15 protein-coding genes are annotated in these 15633 nt (G+C 63.9%); 5 read left to right on the forward strand and 10 right to left on the reverse strand.

The features are described from left to right. Position 1: 1 nt before the first annotated feature. Genes PSH87_RS17180 through PSH87_RS17205 form a run of 6 tightly spaced genes read right to left on the reverse strand, consistent with a single transcriptional unit; the run spans position 2 to position 5326 of the window. Complete coding sequence (locus tag PSH87_RS17180; RefSeq protein ID WP_305430382.1) at positions 2 to 2395, reverse strand: fimbria/pilus outer membrane usher protein; 2394 nt, start codon at positions 2393 to 2395, stop codon at positions 2 to 4. A gap of 42 nt (positions 2396 to 2437) precedes the next feature. Continuing rightward, complete coding sequence (locus tag PSH87_RS17185) at positions 2438 to 3220, reverse strand: molecular chaperone (protein ID WP_017737700.1); 783 nt, start codon at positions 3218 to 3220, stop codon at positions 2438 to 2440. Positions 3221 to 3246: 26 nt separating this feature from the next. Continuing rightward, a complete protein-coding gene (locus PSH87_RS17190) occupies positions 3247 to 3699 on the reverse strand; it encodes a spore coat U domain-containing protein (RefSeq protein WP_085986530.1) in 453 nt (150 codons plus the stop codon). Positions 3700 to 3746: 47 nt separating this feature from the next. Further along, positions 3747 to 4280, reverse strand: a complete 534-nt coding sequence (locus PSH87_RS17195) for a spore coat protein U domain-containing protein (protein ID WP_257781618.1) — start codon at positions 4278 to 4280, stop codon at positions 3747 to 3749. Positions 4281 to 4298: 18 nt separating this feature from the next. Then, on the reverse strand, positions 4299 to 4841 hold the full coding sequence (locus tag PSH87_RS17200; protein WP_017737697.1) for a spore coat protein U domain-containing protein: 543 nt from the start codon (positions 4839 to 4841) through the stop codon (positions 4299 to 4301). Next, positions 4835 to 5326: a spore coat U domain-containing protein gene (locus tag PSH87_RS17205; protein WP_305434333.1), complete on the reverse strand. Its 492-nt coding sequence runs from the start codon at positions 5324 to 5326 to the stop codon at positions 4835 to 4837. The genes PSH87_RS17200 and PSH87_RS17205 overlap by 7 nt, the downstream gene beginning before the upstream one ends. 224 nt (positions 5327 to 5550) lie before the next feature. On the opposite strand from PSH87_RS17205, the gene zapE reads away from it, so the two are divergent. Together zapE and PSH87_RS17215 are read left to right on the forward strand one after the other, a co-directional pair. Next, complete coding sequence (gene zapE, locus PSH87_RS17210) at positions 5551 to 6633, forward strand: cell division protein ZapE (RefSeq protein ID WP_305430383.1); 1083 nt, start codon at positions 5551 to 5553, stop codon at positions 6631 to 6633. 39 nt (positions 6634 to 6672) lie between these two features. Beyond that, entirely contained in the window at positions 6673 to 7965 is a 1293-nt protein-coding gene (locus PSH87_RS17215) for a protein kinase (protein WP_305430385.1), read from the forward strand. A 133-nt stretch (positions 7966 to 8098) separates the two neighbouring features. On the opposite strand, the gene PSH87_RS17220 is transcribed toward PSH87_RS17215, so the two are convergent. Beyond that, positions 8099 to 8806 carry a YebC/PmpR family DNA-binding transcriptional regulator gene (locus PSH87_RS17220; protein ID WP_017736911.1) on the reverse strand — a complete coding sequence of 236 codons (708 nt, stop codon included), beginning with the start codon at positions 8804 to 8806 and terminating at the stop codon, positions 8099 to 8101. Positions 8807 to 8905: 99 nt separating this feature from the next. After that, complete coding sequence (locus tag PSH87_RS17225; protein WP_305430387.1) at positions 8906 to 9763, reverse strand: LysR substrate-binding domain-containing protein; 858 nt, start codon at positions 9761 to 9763, stop codon at positions 8906 to 8908. A 111-nt stretch (positions 9764 to 9874) separates the two neighbouring features. On the opposite strand from PSH87_RS17225, the gene PSH87_RS17230 reads away from it, so the two are divergent. The 3 genes from PSH87_RS17230 (at position 9875) to PSH87_RS17240 (ending at position 12512) form a co-directional block, all read left to right on the forward strand. Then, complete coding sequence (locus PSH87_RS17230) at positions 9875 to 10996, forward strand: 2-aminoethylphosphonate--pyruvate transaminase (RefSeq protein ID WP_305430389.1); 1122 nt, start codon at positions 9875 to 9877, stop codon at positions 10994 to 10996. Further along, positions 10993 to 11820, forward strand: a complete 828-nt coding sequence (gene phnX, locus PSH87_RS17235; protein ID WP_305430390.1) for a phosphonoacetaldehyde hydrolase — start codon at positions 10993 to 10995, stop codon at positions 11818 to 11820. Before PSH87_RS17230 ends, phnX begins: the two co-directional genes overlap by 4 nt. A 134-nt stretch (positions 11821 to 11954) precedes the next feature. Continuing rightward, positions 11955 to 12512 (forward strand): cytochrome b, encoded by a 558-nt coding sequence (locus tag PSH87_RS17240; protein ID WP_017736915.1) that lies wholly within the window; start codon positions 11955 to 11957, stop codon positions 12510 to 12512. On the opposite strand, the gene PSH87_RS17245 is transcribed toward PSH87_RS17240, so the two are convergent. Together PSH87_RS17245 and PSH87_RS17250 are read right to left on the reverse strand one after the other, a co-directional pair. Continuing rightward, on the reverse strand, positions 12502 to 13386 hold the full coding sequence (locus PSH87_RS17245) for a 1-aminocyclopropane-1-carboxylate deaminase/D-cysteine desulfhydrase (protein ID WP_305430391.1): 885 nt from the start codon (positions 13384 to 13386) through the stop codon (positions 12502 to 12504). The genes PSH87_RS17240 and PSH87_RS17245 overlap by 11 nt on opposite strands. A gap of 43 nt (positions 13387 to 13429) precedes the next feature. Further along, positions 13430 to 15469 carry an NADPH-dependent 2,4-dienoyl-CoA reductase gene (locus tag PSH87_RS17250; protein ID WP_305430392.1) on the reverse strand — a complete coding sequence of 680 codons (2040 nt, stop codon included), beginning with the start codon at positions 15467 to 15469 and terminating at the stop codon, positions 13430 to 13432. Positions 15470 to 15633 lie beyond the last annotated feature (164 nt).

Consider the following 15633-nt stretch of genomic DNA (forward strand, 5'->3'; position numbering starts at 1 on the left):
TTCATTGACACACCAGCGGCCCGATCAGGGGCACCTGCGCCTGGGTGATGTCCAGGTCGAAGGTGGCCTGACAGCTTTGCCCGCCACTGAGGGTGACTTGCAGCGTGTTATGCGCCGCGAGGTTCTCCAGGTAGACCAAACCGTCCCAGCCGACCACCGCCAACCCAGCGCTTTGCTCATGCCGCACCTGACTGCCGAGGGGCAAGTCCTGATGCTGGGCATCCACCAGCGTGATACTGGCCGCCACCACCCGGCGCACCGGAAACTCCAACAGGTAACCACTGCCCCGACGCACCGCCACCCGTTGTTCAACGTTGGCCACTTGCACGTTGATGGGGAAGTTCAACGGGTCGATTTCATACTTGGCGCGGTAGTAGGCGCTGCTCCACGGCACCAGCAAGTGCCCATTGCGATCGGTCTCGCCGACCACCTGGTTCTCGTAGCGCACCGGCACCCCGGCAAACCCGCCGGTGCTCACCACCACAAAGGCATCGTTGACCTGGTTGGCGACAAAAAACTCCTTGTCCATCCACACCCGCGACCCGGCCGCGTCGGCCCAGCGGGTCTGTGCGTCGCGCGTGCCATACACGCCGGCCTGCAACTGCACCGACTGCAAGCGCCAGGTCAGGTCCGCCTGGCGATAGGTCGGGACGTCGCCGCTCGCATAACCCAGGTTGAAACCCAGCCCACCACCGGCCGGCACGGCGCGGCTGTAATTCACGCGCTGTTGCACCTGCCCGCTGTTGCTGCGCTCACTGCCCAGGCTGAGGCTGCCGTAGGCGTCGAACGGGATGATCAATTGCCCTTGCACGGCCCAGTTGCTGGCACCGATCTCGCGGTTGGCCGACAGGTAAAAGCTGGTGTTGCGCCACAGCGATTTGCTCCACGTCAGGTTCAGCAGGCGAGTGCGCGAATCGTCCGTCGCCTGCACATCGAAATAGCCCACGCCGAGGCTGCCAAAGTCATTCAGGTTCAGGCTCAGCGTCACCTGCTCGCTGCGCTTGCTGAGGCTGGCGTACGGGGTGTCGATCAGGGTCAGGTCGGCGTATTGATCACGGCGCTCGACCCGCTGGTAGGACAGGCTGTAATGCTGGCTGCTGTATTGATAACCCAGGCTCAGTTGCTGGCCCGACCCGCCGTCGAACTGGCTTTGGCTGACGGCGGTGTTGAGCACGCCGAAGTTGCCCAGGCGCAGGTTGCCACCCACGCCGCCAAGGGTCAGGTCATTGGACGCTTCGGCATGGCTTTCCACGGTCAATGCATCCGACAGCCCGTAGCGGAAGGTACCGCTGGCCACGCCGGGGCCGTAGCCGAAGTCGCGCACGGTGTAGTCGCGGCGCAGATTACCGGCCGACAGGGAAAAATCCGCCAGGCCTTTTTGCAGCAACGAACTGGTGACATAGAACGGCACCGTGGTGGACACCTGCCGCCCGAGGGCGTCGGTGGTGACCACCACCGCTTCGCCGGCACCGTTGATAAACGGCACGTTGGTCAAGGTGTAAGGCCCCGGCTGCAGGTCGGCGCTGCTGGATTTGTAGCCGTTGATAAACAGGTCGACCGACGACGGCACCGCCGCTTCCCCGGCGAACTGCGGCAACGGGTAGGTCACCAGGTCCGGGCGCACGCCGAAGTCGCGGGACAGTTGCACCCCGCCCAGGCGCACCGAGCTGCTCCAGGGCAAGGCCCCGCTGATCACGTCGCCCGCCTCGTAGGTCAACAGGCGCTCATCGTCGGAGAAACGCCAGGTGGTGTCGTAGCGCCGATAGCCGTTGTTGAACGTGCTGTCCTGGGGCTCGCGGCCGACGGTGGTGCGGTATTGGCCAGTATTGGACAGCGTGCCCCAGGTATCGAACAGGCGCACTTCGTTGAAGATGCCCAGGTAAGTGCTGCTGTCGTCGGTATCGTTGAGGTAGGCATCGTAGTTGAGCAACGCGCCAAAGCTGGTCAGCGCCTGGGTGCGCGGGTAGTTGTTGCGGTTGCCGATAAACTGCTCCGGCAACCAGCTCGCCGGCACGGTCAGCACCAGGCGCTGGGCCTGGCTGTCGTAGTCGCTGTGCAAGCCGGCCAACTTGTCCAGATCGACCTCGAGCGGCACTTCGCCCGGCAGTTTCACACCGATTTCCTGCAACACGCTCGCCGGCAGAAACAGCCCACCCGCACGCTGGCTGACGGCAACCACACGGCCGGTATCCTGCCCGTTGACCACCAGTTCCAGGAACAACTGTGCATCGGCGACAGCCTCCATACTGCTGGGCGGCGGCGGCAACGGCGCAGCCAGGCCCAGCGGTGCGAACACCAGGACCGACACGCTGCCCACTACCCACACCGATCGCCATAGACAACGAGCCCAAACCTGGCTCACCAAGGCTTTGTGTCCATCAATGGACATCTCCATCCGTTAAAACCCGGGGCTATTCCCTGCCCTGTCGCGCCTGTTCTACCGACCCGGCGCCAGGCTCTCCACTTGGGTGGCGCCGTTGACCCGCAGTTGTAACGGCTGGTCTGCCGGCAAGCCGTCCGGCACCTGCCAGCGCATGGTTGCCCCGGGCAACACATAGCCCATCAGACCCTCCACCAGCGGGCGCGCCTGGCCGCCCTGCTTGAAGCTGGCATCCGTCAGGCGCGCATGCACGGCCCCCTGATTGTGCATTTCCACATAGTTGCGGCCGCCGGTCGTGACCTTCTTCCAGCTCAGATCCGGTTTGCCGGCCGTCTTGGGGTCACGGTCGCGGGTGCCGTCAACCTTGCTCCAAAGGCCCGGGCCATAAGCGAACAACGGCACCGAATAGCGCATCTGGAAACGCACGGCCGCCGCGGTCTTGCCGTCCGCCGCAGTGACGACGGGCTCGGCAGAGGGGATCTCATCGATGATGATGCGATACGCCAACTCCTGGCCGGGCGGCACTTCCTTGGTGCGGGTCAAGCGCACCAACTGCTTTTGCCCCGGCGCGATCTTCGCCACCGGCGGGCTGCCGATCACATCGCGCTGGTTCTGGTATTGCTCGTCGAACCCGCTCTGCGTCCAGGCAAATACGCGGATCTGCAGGTTGGCCGTCTCCGTACCGCGATTTTCCAACCACAACGCACTGGCCTGCTGATCGGCCTCCAGTACCGGGTCAATCGGCCAGATCAGCACCGAACTGGCCGCCTGCACCTGCCCCGCCACCCCCAACACACCAAACAAACCCGCTACCCACCACTGCCGGGAAGCTGCATACATAGATCCCACTCCTTATGCCATTCGCCTTACCACGTCAGCTGCACCTGCAGCGTGTCGCTGTACGTCCCCCCAGGCGTATTGCCCGGTAGCTGCACCCGGCCGTAAATCGGCAAGGTGATGTTGTTCGCGTTGGCGTAGGCCACGCTGACGCTCTGGCTGATACCCAGGCTCTGGCTCAGCGCCGCATCGCGAAACAGCTGGTACGCCACCTTCGCCGTGCCGCTGTTGAGCTGCATCCGCCGCCCGCCGCTGTTATACAAACCGCCATCGACCGTCATGCTCAACGCCACCCCTGGCGTGCATTGCAAGACGACCGAGTTGGCCAGCGCCACCGACGCGGTGCTGGTCGCCAGCGCCGAATAGCTGCCGAACGCCAGGCTGCCGTAATTGCTGCCACCGCTGGCCACCAGGCAGCCCGGGGTGATCGTCGCACTGACCTGGAACGACTGGCTGGTCACGGCCAACAGCGACACCGGCATGCCCCAGCCGATGCACAGCGCCACCCATCCCACCCATTTCATGGCCGTTAAAACGTCAGGGTCACATTGATCGTGTCGGTATAGGTGCCGGCTGGCAGCCCCGCCTTGCCGGTGGCTTTACCGTAGATATTCACGGCCTGGGCCACACCGGTGCTGGCGGCGAGGGGGATGACCCCGCCAATGGCCACCAGGTTCGAATGGCCACTGTCGGTATAGAGGTCGTAGGGCACGTAGTTGGCCACGCCGTCGAACAACGCGCGGGTGCCGCCGGGGGACTTGCCGTCATTGGCGCCACCGGCCACGGTCAAGGTCGGCGAGGTGCCCGCCGAACACAGAATCGACAACGCACCGCCGCCGCCGCCCAGCACCTGGCCCGAGGACTCGGTAAACAAGCTGTTGGACGCGCCGAAGGTCAATGCGCCGAAGCTCATCCCTCCGGTGGCCGCCGCGCCGTTGACCTGGCAGCTGCTGGTCAGCACCAGTGTTGCGCCAATTGTCCCGGCCACCGTGGCCGCCTGTGACCCCGACACCCACGCCAGCGCCAGTAATGGAAAAACAGCCTTGGATACACGTGCATGCATGATATTCATCCTCATGGTTTACCAATCCAGAGTCACCGTCAGGGTGTCTGTATAGATGCCGGCCGGTAGGGCCCTGGTATTCGCCACCACCGAGCCGAATACCGGAATCGGTACTTGTGTGCCCCGGGTCACGACGAAATTGCGTTGCTGGCCGATGCTGTAGGTACTGCGCCCCAGTGCATCGGCCGATAAACGATAGGGAATGGTCTGACGACCGTTGCTCAGGCGCCGGGTGGTGCCATCACCGTTGACGCCGCCGTCGATGGTCACCGTGAAGCTGCTGACCAGCGAGGGGTTGCAGGACACCGCCAGCGGCGCCTTCTCGCCATCGGTGACGCCGCTGGTCAGGCGGTTGTCCCAGGTCGGCCCGTGGCTGCCGAAATCCAGCACCGCCGAGCCACCGTCCGGCGTAACGGGGGTGGTATCAGCGCCTTTGCTCACCTCGCAACTGGCGGTAATCACCAGGCGCGCGTGGATCTGCCCGCTGACCGCCGCCTGCACGTCATCCGCCAGCAGCAACAAGCCGCCCATCGCCACAAGGGCCAAGCCGCGACTCACCATGTGACCGTGACCTTGAGCAGGTCGGAATAACGACCGACGGCGGGAATATCCTTGAGCGGTTCAATGCGACCGTACAGGGGCAAATCGACGCTGCCAGAATCTGGGACGCGACCGCTGAGCGGCACATCCACCGGCAACGGGATACGGCGCGCGGCGTCGGCAAAAATGCGGTAGGGAATGGGTTTGCTCGAAGGGACAGCGGCGCTCAGGTAACGCACTTCGCCGGTGCCGCCATGCAGGCCGCCGTCAACGCGCATCTGGTAGGGCGTGTCGGGGTTGCACTCCAGGCGCGGCTGGCGTTGGCTGATCAAGGCCGCACTCAAGGGCCCGGCCGGGTCATCCAGACGCGGGCCGCTGCCAAAATCCAAAACGCCAAGTTGCTCGATGCCCGACTCGCGGGTGATACCCACCAACTGGCAACCCCGCTGCACGTCGATGCGCACTTCGACCTGAAGCTGCGCACCATAAGCCGTGTTGCAGAGCATCGCGCTCATGACTGCCAATACTGCTCGTCCCTTCACTGCCCCAAATCCTTGTACAGGGGTGACTGCTGTGTATGAGCCTAGTCAGTCAGGGGGAAACTGCCAGCTCACAGGGCAACGCAGGCGTGTCATGCTTTTTCGAGATAGCGCGAGGGGCCCTTCTGTATTGGTCAAAACCCGTTGGCCGCCCTAAAGTAGGCGACCACCGGTAGACAGAGTGATTCCCATTGGCCGCGCTTTCACTGATCCGTCGCTTGCTCGGTAAAAAAACCGCGCCCCACGACGCTTCGCCGATCACCAGGTTTTTTGCGCAAAAAGCCGCGCAACAGGGCTACACCCTCAGCGCCGGGCAAACCCGCGCCATCAGCGCCCTGGCCCGCGAATCGCGGCACCTGCTGGCACGCCAGCCCACCCGCAGCCTGTACCTGCACGGCCCGGTGGGGCGCGGTAAAAGCTGGTTGCTGGACGGGTTTTTCCAGGCGCTGCCGATGGCCGAAAAGCAGCGGGTGCACTTCCACGACTTCTTTGCGCGGTTGCACCGGGGCATGTTCAAGCACCGGGCACAGGACGATGCCCTGGCGGTGACCCTGGATGAGCTGCTGGCCGGTTGCCAGGTGCTGTGTTTCGACGAGTTCCATGTACATGACATCGGCGATGCCATGCTTATCAGCCGGCTGTTCAAGGCACTGTTTCAACGCGGCGTGTGGGTGCTGGTCACGTCCAACTACCCGCCCGCCGGCCTGTTGCCCAACCCGCTGTACCACCAACGCTTCAAGCCGGTGATCGACCTGATCGCCGCGCGCATGGACGTGCTGGAAGTCAGCTCGCCCGAGGACTTTCGCAGCCTGCCCCAAGCCCACAGCACACAGCGCTTCACTGCCGGCCACTACCTGTGGCCGGGCACTGCGAGCCAGCGGGAAGCGTTCGACCTGCCTGCTGCGGATTGCCCTGCGCTGCCCCTGGCCGTCGGCAACCGCCAGTTACGCTGCCGCAGGCATCAGGGGCGCACCATCGCCTTCACCTTCAACGACCTGTGCGAACAGCTCACGGCGGTGATGGACTATCTGCTGTTGTGCCACGACTTCGACCACTGGATCATCGACGGCCTGCCCGCGCTGGCAGATTGCCCGATTGCCGTGCAGCAGCGCTTTATCAACCTGGTGGACGTGCTCTACGACAGGGACAAGCATCTGATCCTGATCGGCGAGTTGCCCCTTGACCAGGCCTTGCACGGCCAGGCCATCGACCTTGCGCGCACCGCAAGTCGCCTCGGGCAATTGCAACAGAGCCGCGCGCAACCGCTATCATGAGCGCCATTTACGCCCCTTTGCCCAGAGATCGCGCCGTCCATGCATACCCTCGCCCAACTCAAGGCCGGCCAATTGGCCGGCATCACGCGCCTGGACCTGTCCTGCGGGCTGACCGAATTCCCCGAGGAAATCTTCGCGCTGGCCGACTCCCTGGAAATCCTCAACCTCAGCGGTAACGCCCTGAGCCGCCTGCCCGACGACCTGCACCGCCTGCCGCACCTGCGCGTGCTGTTCTGCTCGGACAACGCCTTCACCGAGCTGCCGGAATGCCTGGGCCAGTGCGCGAAACTGAGCATGGTCGGCTTCAAGGCCAACCGGATCACCCACGTGCCCGCCGCTGCGCTGCCGCCGCTGTTGCGCTGGCTGATCCTCACCGACAACCAGATCAGTCAGTTGCCCGTTGAACTGGGCGCGCGGCCATTGCTGCAAAAACTGATGCTGGCCGGCAATCACCTGACGCAATTGCCGGAAAGCCTGGCCAACTGCCATAACCTCGAACTGCTGCGCATCGCCGCCAACCGCTTCACCCGCCTGCCCGAATGGCTGCTGGCGCTGCCAAGCCTGACCTGGCTGGCGTATGCGGGGAACCCGGTGGAAATGGCGGTGCAGCTGTCTGCCGATGAAAGCACGCCAGACATTCCCTGGCCCGAGCTGGAACTGGCTGAAGTCCTTGGAGAAGGTGCCTCGGGGGTGATCCACAAGGCACTGTGGAAGCCCTCCGGGCACTCCGTCGCGGTAAAACTCTACAAAGGCACCATCACCAGCGACGGCTCGCCGCTGCATGAGATGCAGGCGTGCATCGCCGCCGGGCTGCACCCCAACCTGATCAAGGTGGAAGGCCGCGTCGTCGGTCACCCCGATGATCAAGCGGCGCTGGTGATGGACCTGATCGCCCCCAGCTACCGCAACCTCGCCGCCCTGCCGAGCCTGGCGTCGTGCACCCGCGACGTCTACGCGCCGGGCACGGTGTTCAGCCTGGACGTGGCCCTGCGCATGGCGCGAGGCATTGCGTCGGTGGCCGCGCACCTGCACCGCCACGGCATCACCCATGGCGACCTGTACGGCCACAACATCCTGTGGAATGAGGCCGGCGATTGCCTGCTCGGGGATTTTGGCGCGGCGTCGTTCCATGCCACGGCGGACACCTTGGAAACCAGGGCGTTGCAGCGTATTGAAGTGCGTGCGTTTGGGGTGTTGCTGGGGGAGTTGCTGGAGCGGGTTGAGGCGGGGGTGAGTGAGGAACTGGTGGCACTGCGCGAGCGTTGCTGTCAGCCGGATGTGCTGGCGCGTCCGGGCTTTGAAGAAATCGAAGCATTGCTCAAATCGGCCTGACGAAACCCAATACAACTGTGGGAGCTGGCTTGCCTGCGATAGCGGTCTATCAGTTGCTGATGTGCAAACTGACCCACCGCTATCGCAGGCAAGCCAGCTCCCACATTTTGAACGGCATTTAGCCTGTTAGAAATCAGCCAGCCAGGCCGACGAACATGTCCTGCACGTCATCGTGGTTGTCCAGGCCTTCCAGGAACGCCTCGACTTCAGCCATCTGCTCATCGGTCAAACCACTCACCGGGTTCTTCGCGATGTAGCCCAGCTTGGCCGACAGCACGGTGAAACCCTGCTCCGGCAGCGCTTTCTGTACGGCATCCAGGTCGGTGGTTTCGGTGATGAACAAGGTGGTGCCTGCTTCTTCGCCGTCTTCGAAATCCTGGGCGCCGGCTTCGATGGCGGCCATCTCGGGATCAGCGTCCGGGGTGTCCGGCGAGGCCTCGATCAGGCCGACGTGGTTGAAGTCCCAGGCCACGGAACCGGAAGCACCCAGTTGGCCCTTGCGGAACGCCACGCGGATTTCCGCCACGGTGCGGTTGATGTTGTCGGTGACGCACTCGACGATCAACGGCACCTGGTGCGGCGCGAAACCTTCGTAGGTCACGCGGTGGTACTGCACGGTTTCACCCAAGAGGCCTGCGCCTTTCTTGATGGCGCGGTCCAGGGTTTCCTTGGGCATCGAGGCCTTTTTGGCCTGTTCCACCACCAGTCGCAGGTGGGCGTTGGTGGCGGTGTCGGCACCGTTGCGGGCGGCGATGGTGATTTCTTTCACCAGCTTGCCGAAGATCTTGCCCTTGGCATTGGATGCCGCTTCTTTATGTTTGACTTTCCACTGTGCGCCCATGACTCACTCTCTAATATCCATGGCGCCGAGACGTCTACTGGCCGGCGCTTTGGGGGCAGAGTTTATAGGGCAAAAACGCAACGTTCCACCAAAAAACCGTCAGGGCGCCAACTCGAAAAACGCCTGGATCAGGCGTAACGAGCGACGCCGTTCCATGCAGCCGAGCATGTGCCGGTTGACCAGCCCAGCGCCTTGCAGGGCAATCGCCTTGACGCGCGGGTCCGGGCTGACCTCCATGGATGACACCACCCCCACCCCCAACTCAGCGGCGACGGCTTCGCTCACCGCCTCGCGGCTGTCCAGTTCCAGCAACACCTTGGGCGCCACCGCCGCCGCCTGGCAGGCGTCGTCAAAGGTGCGCCGGGTAATGGAGCTGGGCTCGCGCAGCACCATGATCTGCTCGTGCAGTTGCTCCAGGCGAATGCCCGCCGCCTGCGTGGCCCAGGCATGGTTGACGGGCACCAGCGCGCAGATGCGTGACTCGCCCAGCGCTTGCAGATGCAGGCCGTTGCGCGGCTCCACCTCGGTCAGCACTGCCACATCCGCATGCTCCGACAGCAACGCCGCCAACGTTTCCTGGGCATTGCCCAGGCGCAGGTTGACGGTGATGCCGGGGTAACGCGCACGCAGGCGGGCGATCATCGGCATCACCAGGTGCGGGCCGTCGGCCGCCACTTCCAGGCGTCCGGTGAGCAATTGGCGGTTGGCTTCCAGCATCATCTGCGCCTCGTCCACCAGGCCGAAGATCGCCCGGGTGATAGCCGCCAGCCGCGCGCCTTCCTCGGTTAACTCGACCCGTCGCGCGGTACGCCGCAGCAAGGGGATCTGGTAGTGCTCCTCCAGCGCCTTGATATGCCCGGTCACTGCCGGCTGGCTGATAAACAGCCGCGCCGCCGCCCGGGTAAAACTGCCCTCACGGGCCACGGCATCGAATGCACGCAGTTGGAATAGATTCATCGCTATCGGCCTCACTGATAGCTCGCATAACAACAAACAATTTGATTGATAACAAGCCAAACTGCAATTTAGGCGCCGTAGCTTGAACCGAACGCTTGACGAGGACCTGCAATGACCGCGCCTATCCTGCTCACCCCAGGCCCCCTGACCACCTCCGCCCGCACCCGCCAGGCGATGATGGTGGATTGGGGCTCGTGGGATGAACGCTTCAACCAACTGACCGCCAGTGTCTGCGAGCAATTGCTGGCGATCATCGACGGCGCCGCCAGCCATCATTGCGTGCCGTTGCAAGGCAGCGGCACCTTCGCCGTCGAGGCCGCCATCGGCACGCTGGTGCCGCGCGACGGCAAGGTGCTGGTGCTGATCAACGGCGCCTACGGCCAGCGCCTGGCGAAGATCTGCGAAGTGCTCGGCCGCGATTTCGGCACCTTTGAAACCGCCGAAGACCACCCCACCACCGCCGCCGATGTCGACCGCCTGCTGCACGCCGACCCGGCCATCAGCCATGTCGCCTTGATCCATTGCGAAACCAGCACCGGCATCCTCAACCCCTTGGTCGAAATCGCCCAGGTGGTGAAACAGCACGGCAAGCGCCTGATCATCGACGCCATGAGCTCCTTCGGCGCCCTGCCCATCGATGCCCGCGCAGTGCCTTTCGACGCGCTGATCGCTGCATCGGGTAAATGCCTGGAAGGGGTGCCCGGCATGGGGTTTGTCTTCGCCGACAAACAGGCATTGGCCGCCGCCCAAGGCAACTGCCATTCCCTGGCGATGGACCTGTTCGACCAGCACGCCTACATGGCCAAGACCGGCCAATGGCGCTTCACCCCGCCGACCCATGTGGTCGCCGCCCTGCACGAAGCACTGCTGCAATACGCGGAGGAAGGCGGCCTGCCCGCGCGCCAGCAACGCTACGCGCGCAACTGCCAGGTGCTGCTGGAGGGCATGGCCGAGCTGGGTTTGCGCAGTTTCCTGCCGGCCGCGATCCAGGCCCCGATCATCGTCACCTTCCACGCGCCGCACGACCCGCGCTACCAGTTCAAGGACTTCTACGAGCGGGTCAAGGCCAAGGGTTTCATCCTCTACCCGGGCAAATTGACCCAGGTGGACACCTTCCGCGTCGGCTGCATCGGCCACGTTGACGCCGTCGAGATGCACGCCGCCGTCGCCGCCATCGGCGAAGCATTGCACGCCATGGGCATCACTCTTTCATCTACCGGATCGCCAGCATGAACTATCAAAACCCCAACACCCTGCAAGCCGTGATCCTCGATTGGGCCGGCACCGTGGTCGATTTCGGCTCGTTCGCGCCCACGCAGATTTTTGTCGAGGCGTTTGCCGAGTTCGACGTGCAAGTGTCCATCGAAGAAGCCCGTGGCCCGATGGGCATGGGCAAGTGGGACCATATCCGCACCCTGTGCGACCAGCCGCAGGTCGCCGAACGCTATCGCCAGGTCTTTGGCCGTACGCCGACGGACGACGACGTGACCGCGATCTACCTGCGCTTCATGCCGTTGCAGATCGAAAAAATCGCCGAGCACTCGGCGCTGATCCCCGGCGCCCTCGACACCATCGCCGCCCTGCGTGGCCTGGGCCTGAAGATCGGTTCCTGCTCCGGCTACCCCAAGCAAGTGATGGACAAGGTCGTCGCCCTGGCCGCGACCAACGGCTACGTCGCCGACCACGTGGTCGCCACCGACGAAGTGCCCAACGGCCGCCCCTGGCCCGCCCAGGCCCTGGCCAACGTGATCGCCCTGGGCATTGACGATGTGGCGGCGTGCGTGAAGGTCGACGACACCGTGCCGGGCATCCTCGAAGGCCGCCGTGCCGGCATGTGGACCGTGGCGCTGACCTGCTCCGGCAACGCACTGGGCCTGAGCTACGCGCAATTCCGTGCCCTGGATGGCGCCACCCTGGCAAACGAACGCGCACGCATCGAAACACTGTTCAAAGGCTCGCGCCCGCACTACCTGATCGACACCATCAACGACCTGCCGGGAGTGATCGCTGATATCAACGCGCGGTTGGCCCGTGGGGAAATGCCACAAAGCGACTGATGGAGGTCAAGACAAAGGCATTTGTGCCAGGCGCGCCGCTCAAAACCGGCATACAGTTAAGTCACTGCGTCACTCAAGAACGCATTGCTATTCCGTGAAGTAACTGTTTGCCCTGATGAGTGAGGAACCCAGCAATGCCGTGGAAAAACTCCGATACGCGTTACAGCACCATGTCGATTGCACTGCATTGGTTGATGGTGGTGCTGCTGGCGGTGGTCTACGCCTGCATTGAATTGCGCGGCCAGTTTCCCAAAGGCAGCGGCGCACGCACGTTGATTGTCGAGATGCACTTCATGCTCGGCCTCACGGTGTTTGTGCTGGTGTGGCTACGCCTGTTTGCCCGCAGCCTGGGCGTGGCGCCGAAGATCGTGCCGGCGCCGCCGCCATGGCAAAGCCTGCTGGCGACGCTGATGCACTTCGCGCTGTATGCGTTGATGATCGGCATGCCGATTGCCGGTTGGCTGATCGTCAGTGCCGAGGGCCATTCGGTGATGTTCTATGGCATGGAATTGCCGCCGCTGATCGCCGAGAACAAGGCGCTGGCCAAGGAAATTGAAGGCTGGCACGTGTGGTTCGGCAAAGCCGGGTATTGGTTGATCGGCCTGCATGCGTTGGCGGGGATTGGCCACCACTACATCCTGCGCGACAACACCGCGTTGCGCATGATGCCGGGCAAGCGCGCTAACCCTTGAAGCCGCGGCGACCTTGCAGGCCGCCGGTGTGGATGAAGATCAGGCGAGTGCCGGGGGCGAAACGCCCGGCCTCGATCTGTTGCTTCAGGGCCATCAGTGCCTTGCCGGTGTAGAGCGGTTCCAGTGGCAGCCCGCAGGTTTTTTCGGTGTGCTCGATAAACGCCAATAGCTCTGGATCGACTTTGGCAAAACCGCCCCGGCTGGCGTCCAGCAGCTCATAACCGCCCTGCACGAGCGCCCCAACGTTCTGCGCCACGCCGTGGTCGTCCGGCACCGCCATGGCGCCGTACACCGGGTGGGCGCCCGCCTCTGCCAGCACCAGCCCGGCCAAGGTGGTGCCGGTGCCCGCCGCCAACCACCAGCCGTCGAAATCAGCCCAGCCCAGCGCGGCAAACTGCGCGCGCGCCTGCGTGACCAGCACCGCGCAACCCAGCGCACCCGCGAGCCCGCCGCCGCCTTCGGGCACGGGATGCAGATCGGGATATTGTTCAAGCCACGGCAACCAGAAACCCGGCTCATGCCGACCACGATAACCGCCATAACCCAGCCAATGCAGCTGCATGCCGAGCGCTTTCAGGTCGAGAACGGTGGGTGTGTCTTGGGGATGGCCACGCAACAGGCCGACGGTGGTGAAACCAAAGCGTTTCCCCGCCGCCGCCAACGCATGCAGATGGTTGGACCAGGCACCGCCGAGGCTGATGATGCCGTTGGCGCCTTGCGCTTGCGCCAGGTGCCCGCTGAGCTTGAACCACTTGTTGCCGCTGATCAGCGGATCGATGCGGTCCAGGCGCAGCACAGCCAACTCGACGCCTTGCAGCCAGTCCAGGTGCAAGGGTTCGAGGGGGGCGTGGGGAAGCCAGTCGTACGGGCCCATCGGGTGCATCTCTGTGCGCAAAGGGCCCGTAGTCTATGTCGCCTTACAGCTCGGCGGCCAGTCGCGAGCCCTGGTTGATGGCGCGCTTGGCGTCCAGCTCGGCCGCCACGTCGGCGCCGCCAATCAGGTGCACGTTCTGGCCGGCGGCGACCAAGCCGTCCTGCAACTCGCGCAGCGGGTCCTGGCCGGCGCAGATGACGATGTTGTCCACCGCCAGCACCTGGGGCTCACCCTCGGCGCCGATGCGGATATGCAGGCCTTCGTCGTCGATTTTCAGGTACTCGACGCTGTTGAGCATCTTCACTTGTTTGTTCTTCAAGCCGGTGCGATGAATCCAGCCGGTGGTCTTGCCCAGACCGTCGCCGACCTTGGAGGCCTTGCGTTGCAGCAGGAACACTTCACGCGCCGGCGCATGCACCTGCGGCTTGATCCCGGCCACACCGCCACGGGCTTGCAGCTGGGTGTCGATGCCCCACTCCTTCCAGAACGCTTCACGGTCCAGGCTGGTAGACACGCCTTGGTGCACGAGGAATTCCGACACGTCAAAACCGATACCACCGGCACCGATCACCGCCACGCGCTTGCCCACCGGTTTGCGCTCCAGGATCACGTCCAGGTAGCTCAGCACCTTGGCGTTCTCGACGCCCGGGATCGCCGGGGTGCGCGGCGCAATGCCGGTGGCGAGGATGATCTCGTCGTAACCGCCCGCCTTGAGTTGCTCGACATCCACGCGGGTGTTGAGGCACAGCTCGACATGGGTGGTCTGCAATTTGCGCTTGAAGTAGCGCAGGGTTTCGAAAAACTCTTCCTTGCCCGGCACGCGCTTGGCGATGTTGAACTGGCCGCCGATCTCGCTGGCGGAATCGAACAACGTCACTTGGTGGCCACGTTCGGCAGCCACCGTCGCCGCGGCCAAACCGGCGGGGCCGGCACCGACCACGGCGATTTTCTTGATCTGCTTGACCGGCAGGTAGTTCAGCTCGGTCTCGTAGCACGCCCGTGGGTTGACCAGGCAGGTGGTCAGCTTGCCGCCAAAGGTGTGGTCCAGGCAGGCCTGGTTGCAGCCGATGCAGGTGTTGATCTCATCGGCGCGCCCGGCTGCGGCCTTGTTGACGAACTCCGGGTCGGCGAGGAACGGCCGCGCCATGGAGACCATATCGGCATCGCCTTCGGCGAGGATCTGCTCGGCGATTTCCGGGGTGTTGATGCGGTTGGTGGTGATTAGCGGGATCTGCACCGCACCGCGCAACTTGGCCGTGACCTTGCTGAACGCGCCACGCGGCACCTTGGTGGCGATGGTCGGGATACGCGCTTCGTGCCAGCCAATGCCGGTGTTGATAATCGTCGCACCGGCCTGCTCGATGGCCTTGGCCAACTGCACGATTTCTTCCCAGGTGCTGCCACCTTCCACCAGGTCGAGCATCGACAGGCGGAAAATAATGATGAAATTCGGGCCGACGGCCTCACGCACACGGCGCACGATTTCCACGGCGAGGCGCATGCGGTTCTCGTAGCTGCCGCCCCAGCGGTCGGTACGGTGGTTGGTGTGGGCGGCGAGGAACTGGTTGATGAAGTAGCCTTCGGAGCCCATGATTTCCACGCCGTCGTACTCGGCGACCTGGGCCAGCAGCGAGCAGGTGACGAAATCCTGGATCTGCTTCTCGATGCCCTCCTCGTCCAGCTCCTTGGGCTTGAACGGGTTGATCGGTGCCTGGATCGCACTCGGCGCCACCTGCTTGGGGCTGTAGGCATACCGGCCGGCGTGGAGGATCTGCATGCAGATCTTGCCGCCCGCGTCGTGCACAGCCTGGGTCACGATCTTGTGTTTTTGCGCTTCGTCGTCGGTGGTCAGCTTGGCCGCGCCGGCGTAAACGCCGCCTTCATCGTTGGGGCCAATGCCACCGGTAACCATTAGGCCCACGCCGCCACGGGCGCGCTCGGCAAAGTAGGCCGCCATGCGCTCGAAACCGCCGGGCTTTTCTTCGAGGCCGGTGTGCATCGAGCCCATCAGGGTACGGTTGCGCAAGGTGGTAAAACCCAGGTCCAACGGGGCCAGCAGGTGCGGGTAGGCAGCAGCGGTCATGGTACAGCTCCACAACGGATCATCACGGGACGTGGCGCACTCGAACGGTGTGCCATCGGTTTATGTCCCACAGACTATGATTCGCCGGACTACGCCTCAATGACCGAAACTGACAAGTTATTGATCCAAATGCGCAGCGCCCCTTGGCAAGCCGTGCCATGGGC

It is taken from the genome of Pseudomonas sp. FP453, assembly GCF_030687495.1.
Classification (GTDB): Bacteria; Pseudomonadota; Gammaproteobacteria; order Pseudomonadales; family Pseudomonadaceae; genus Aquipseudomonas.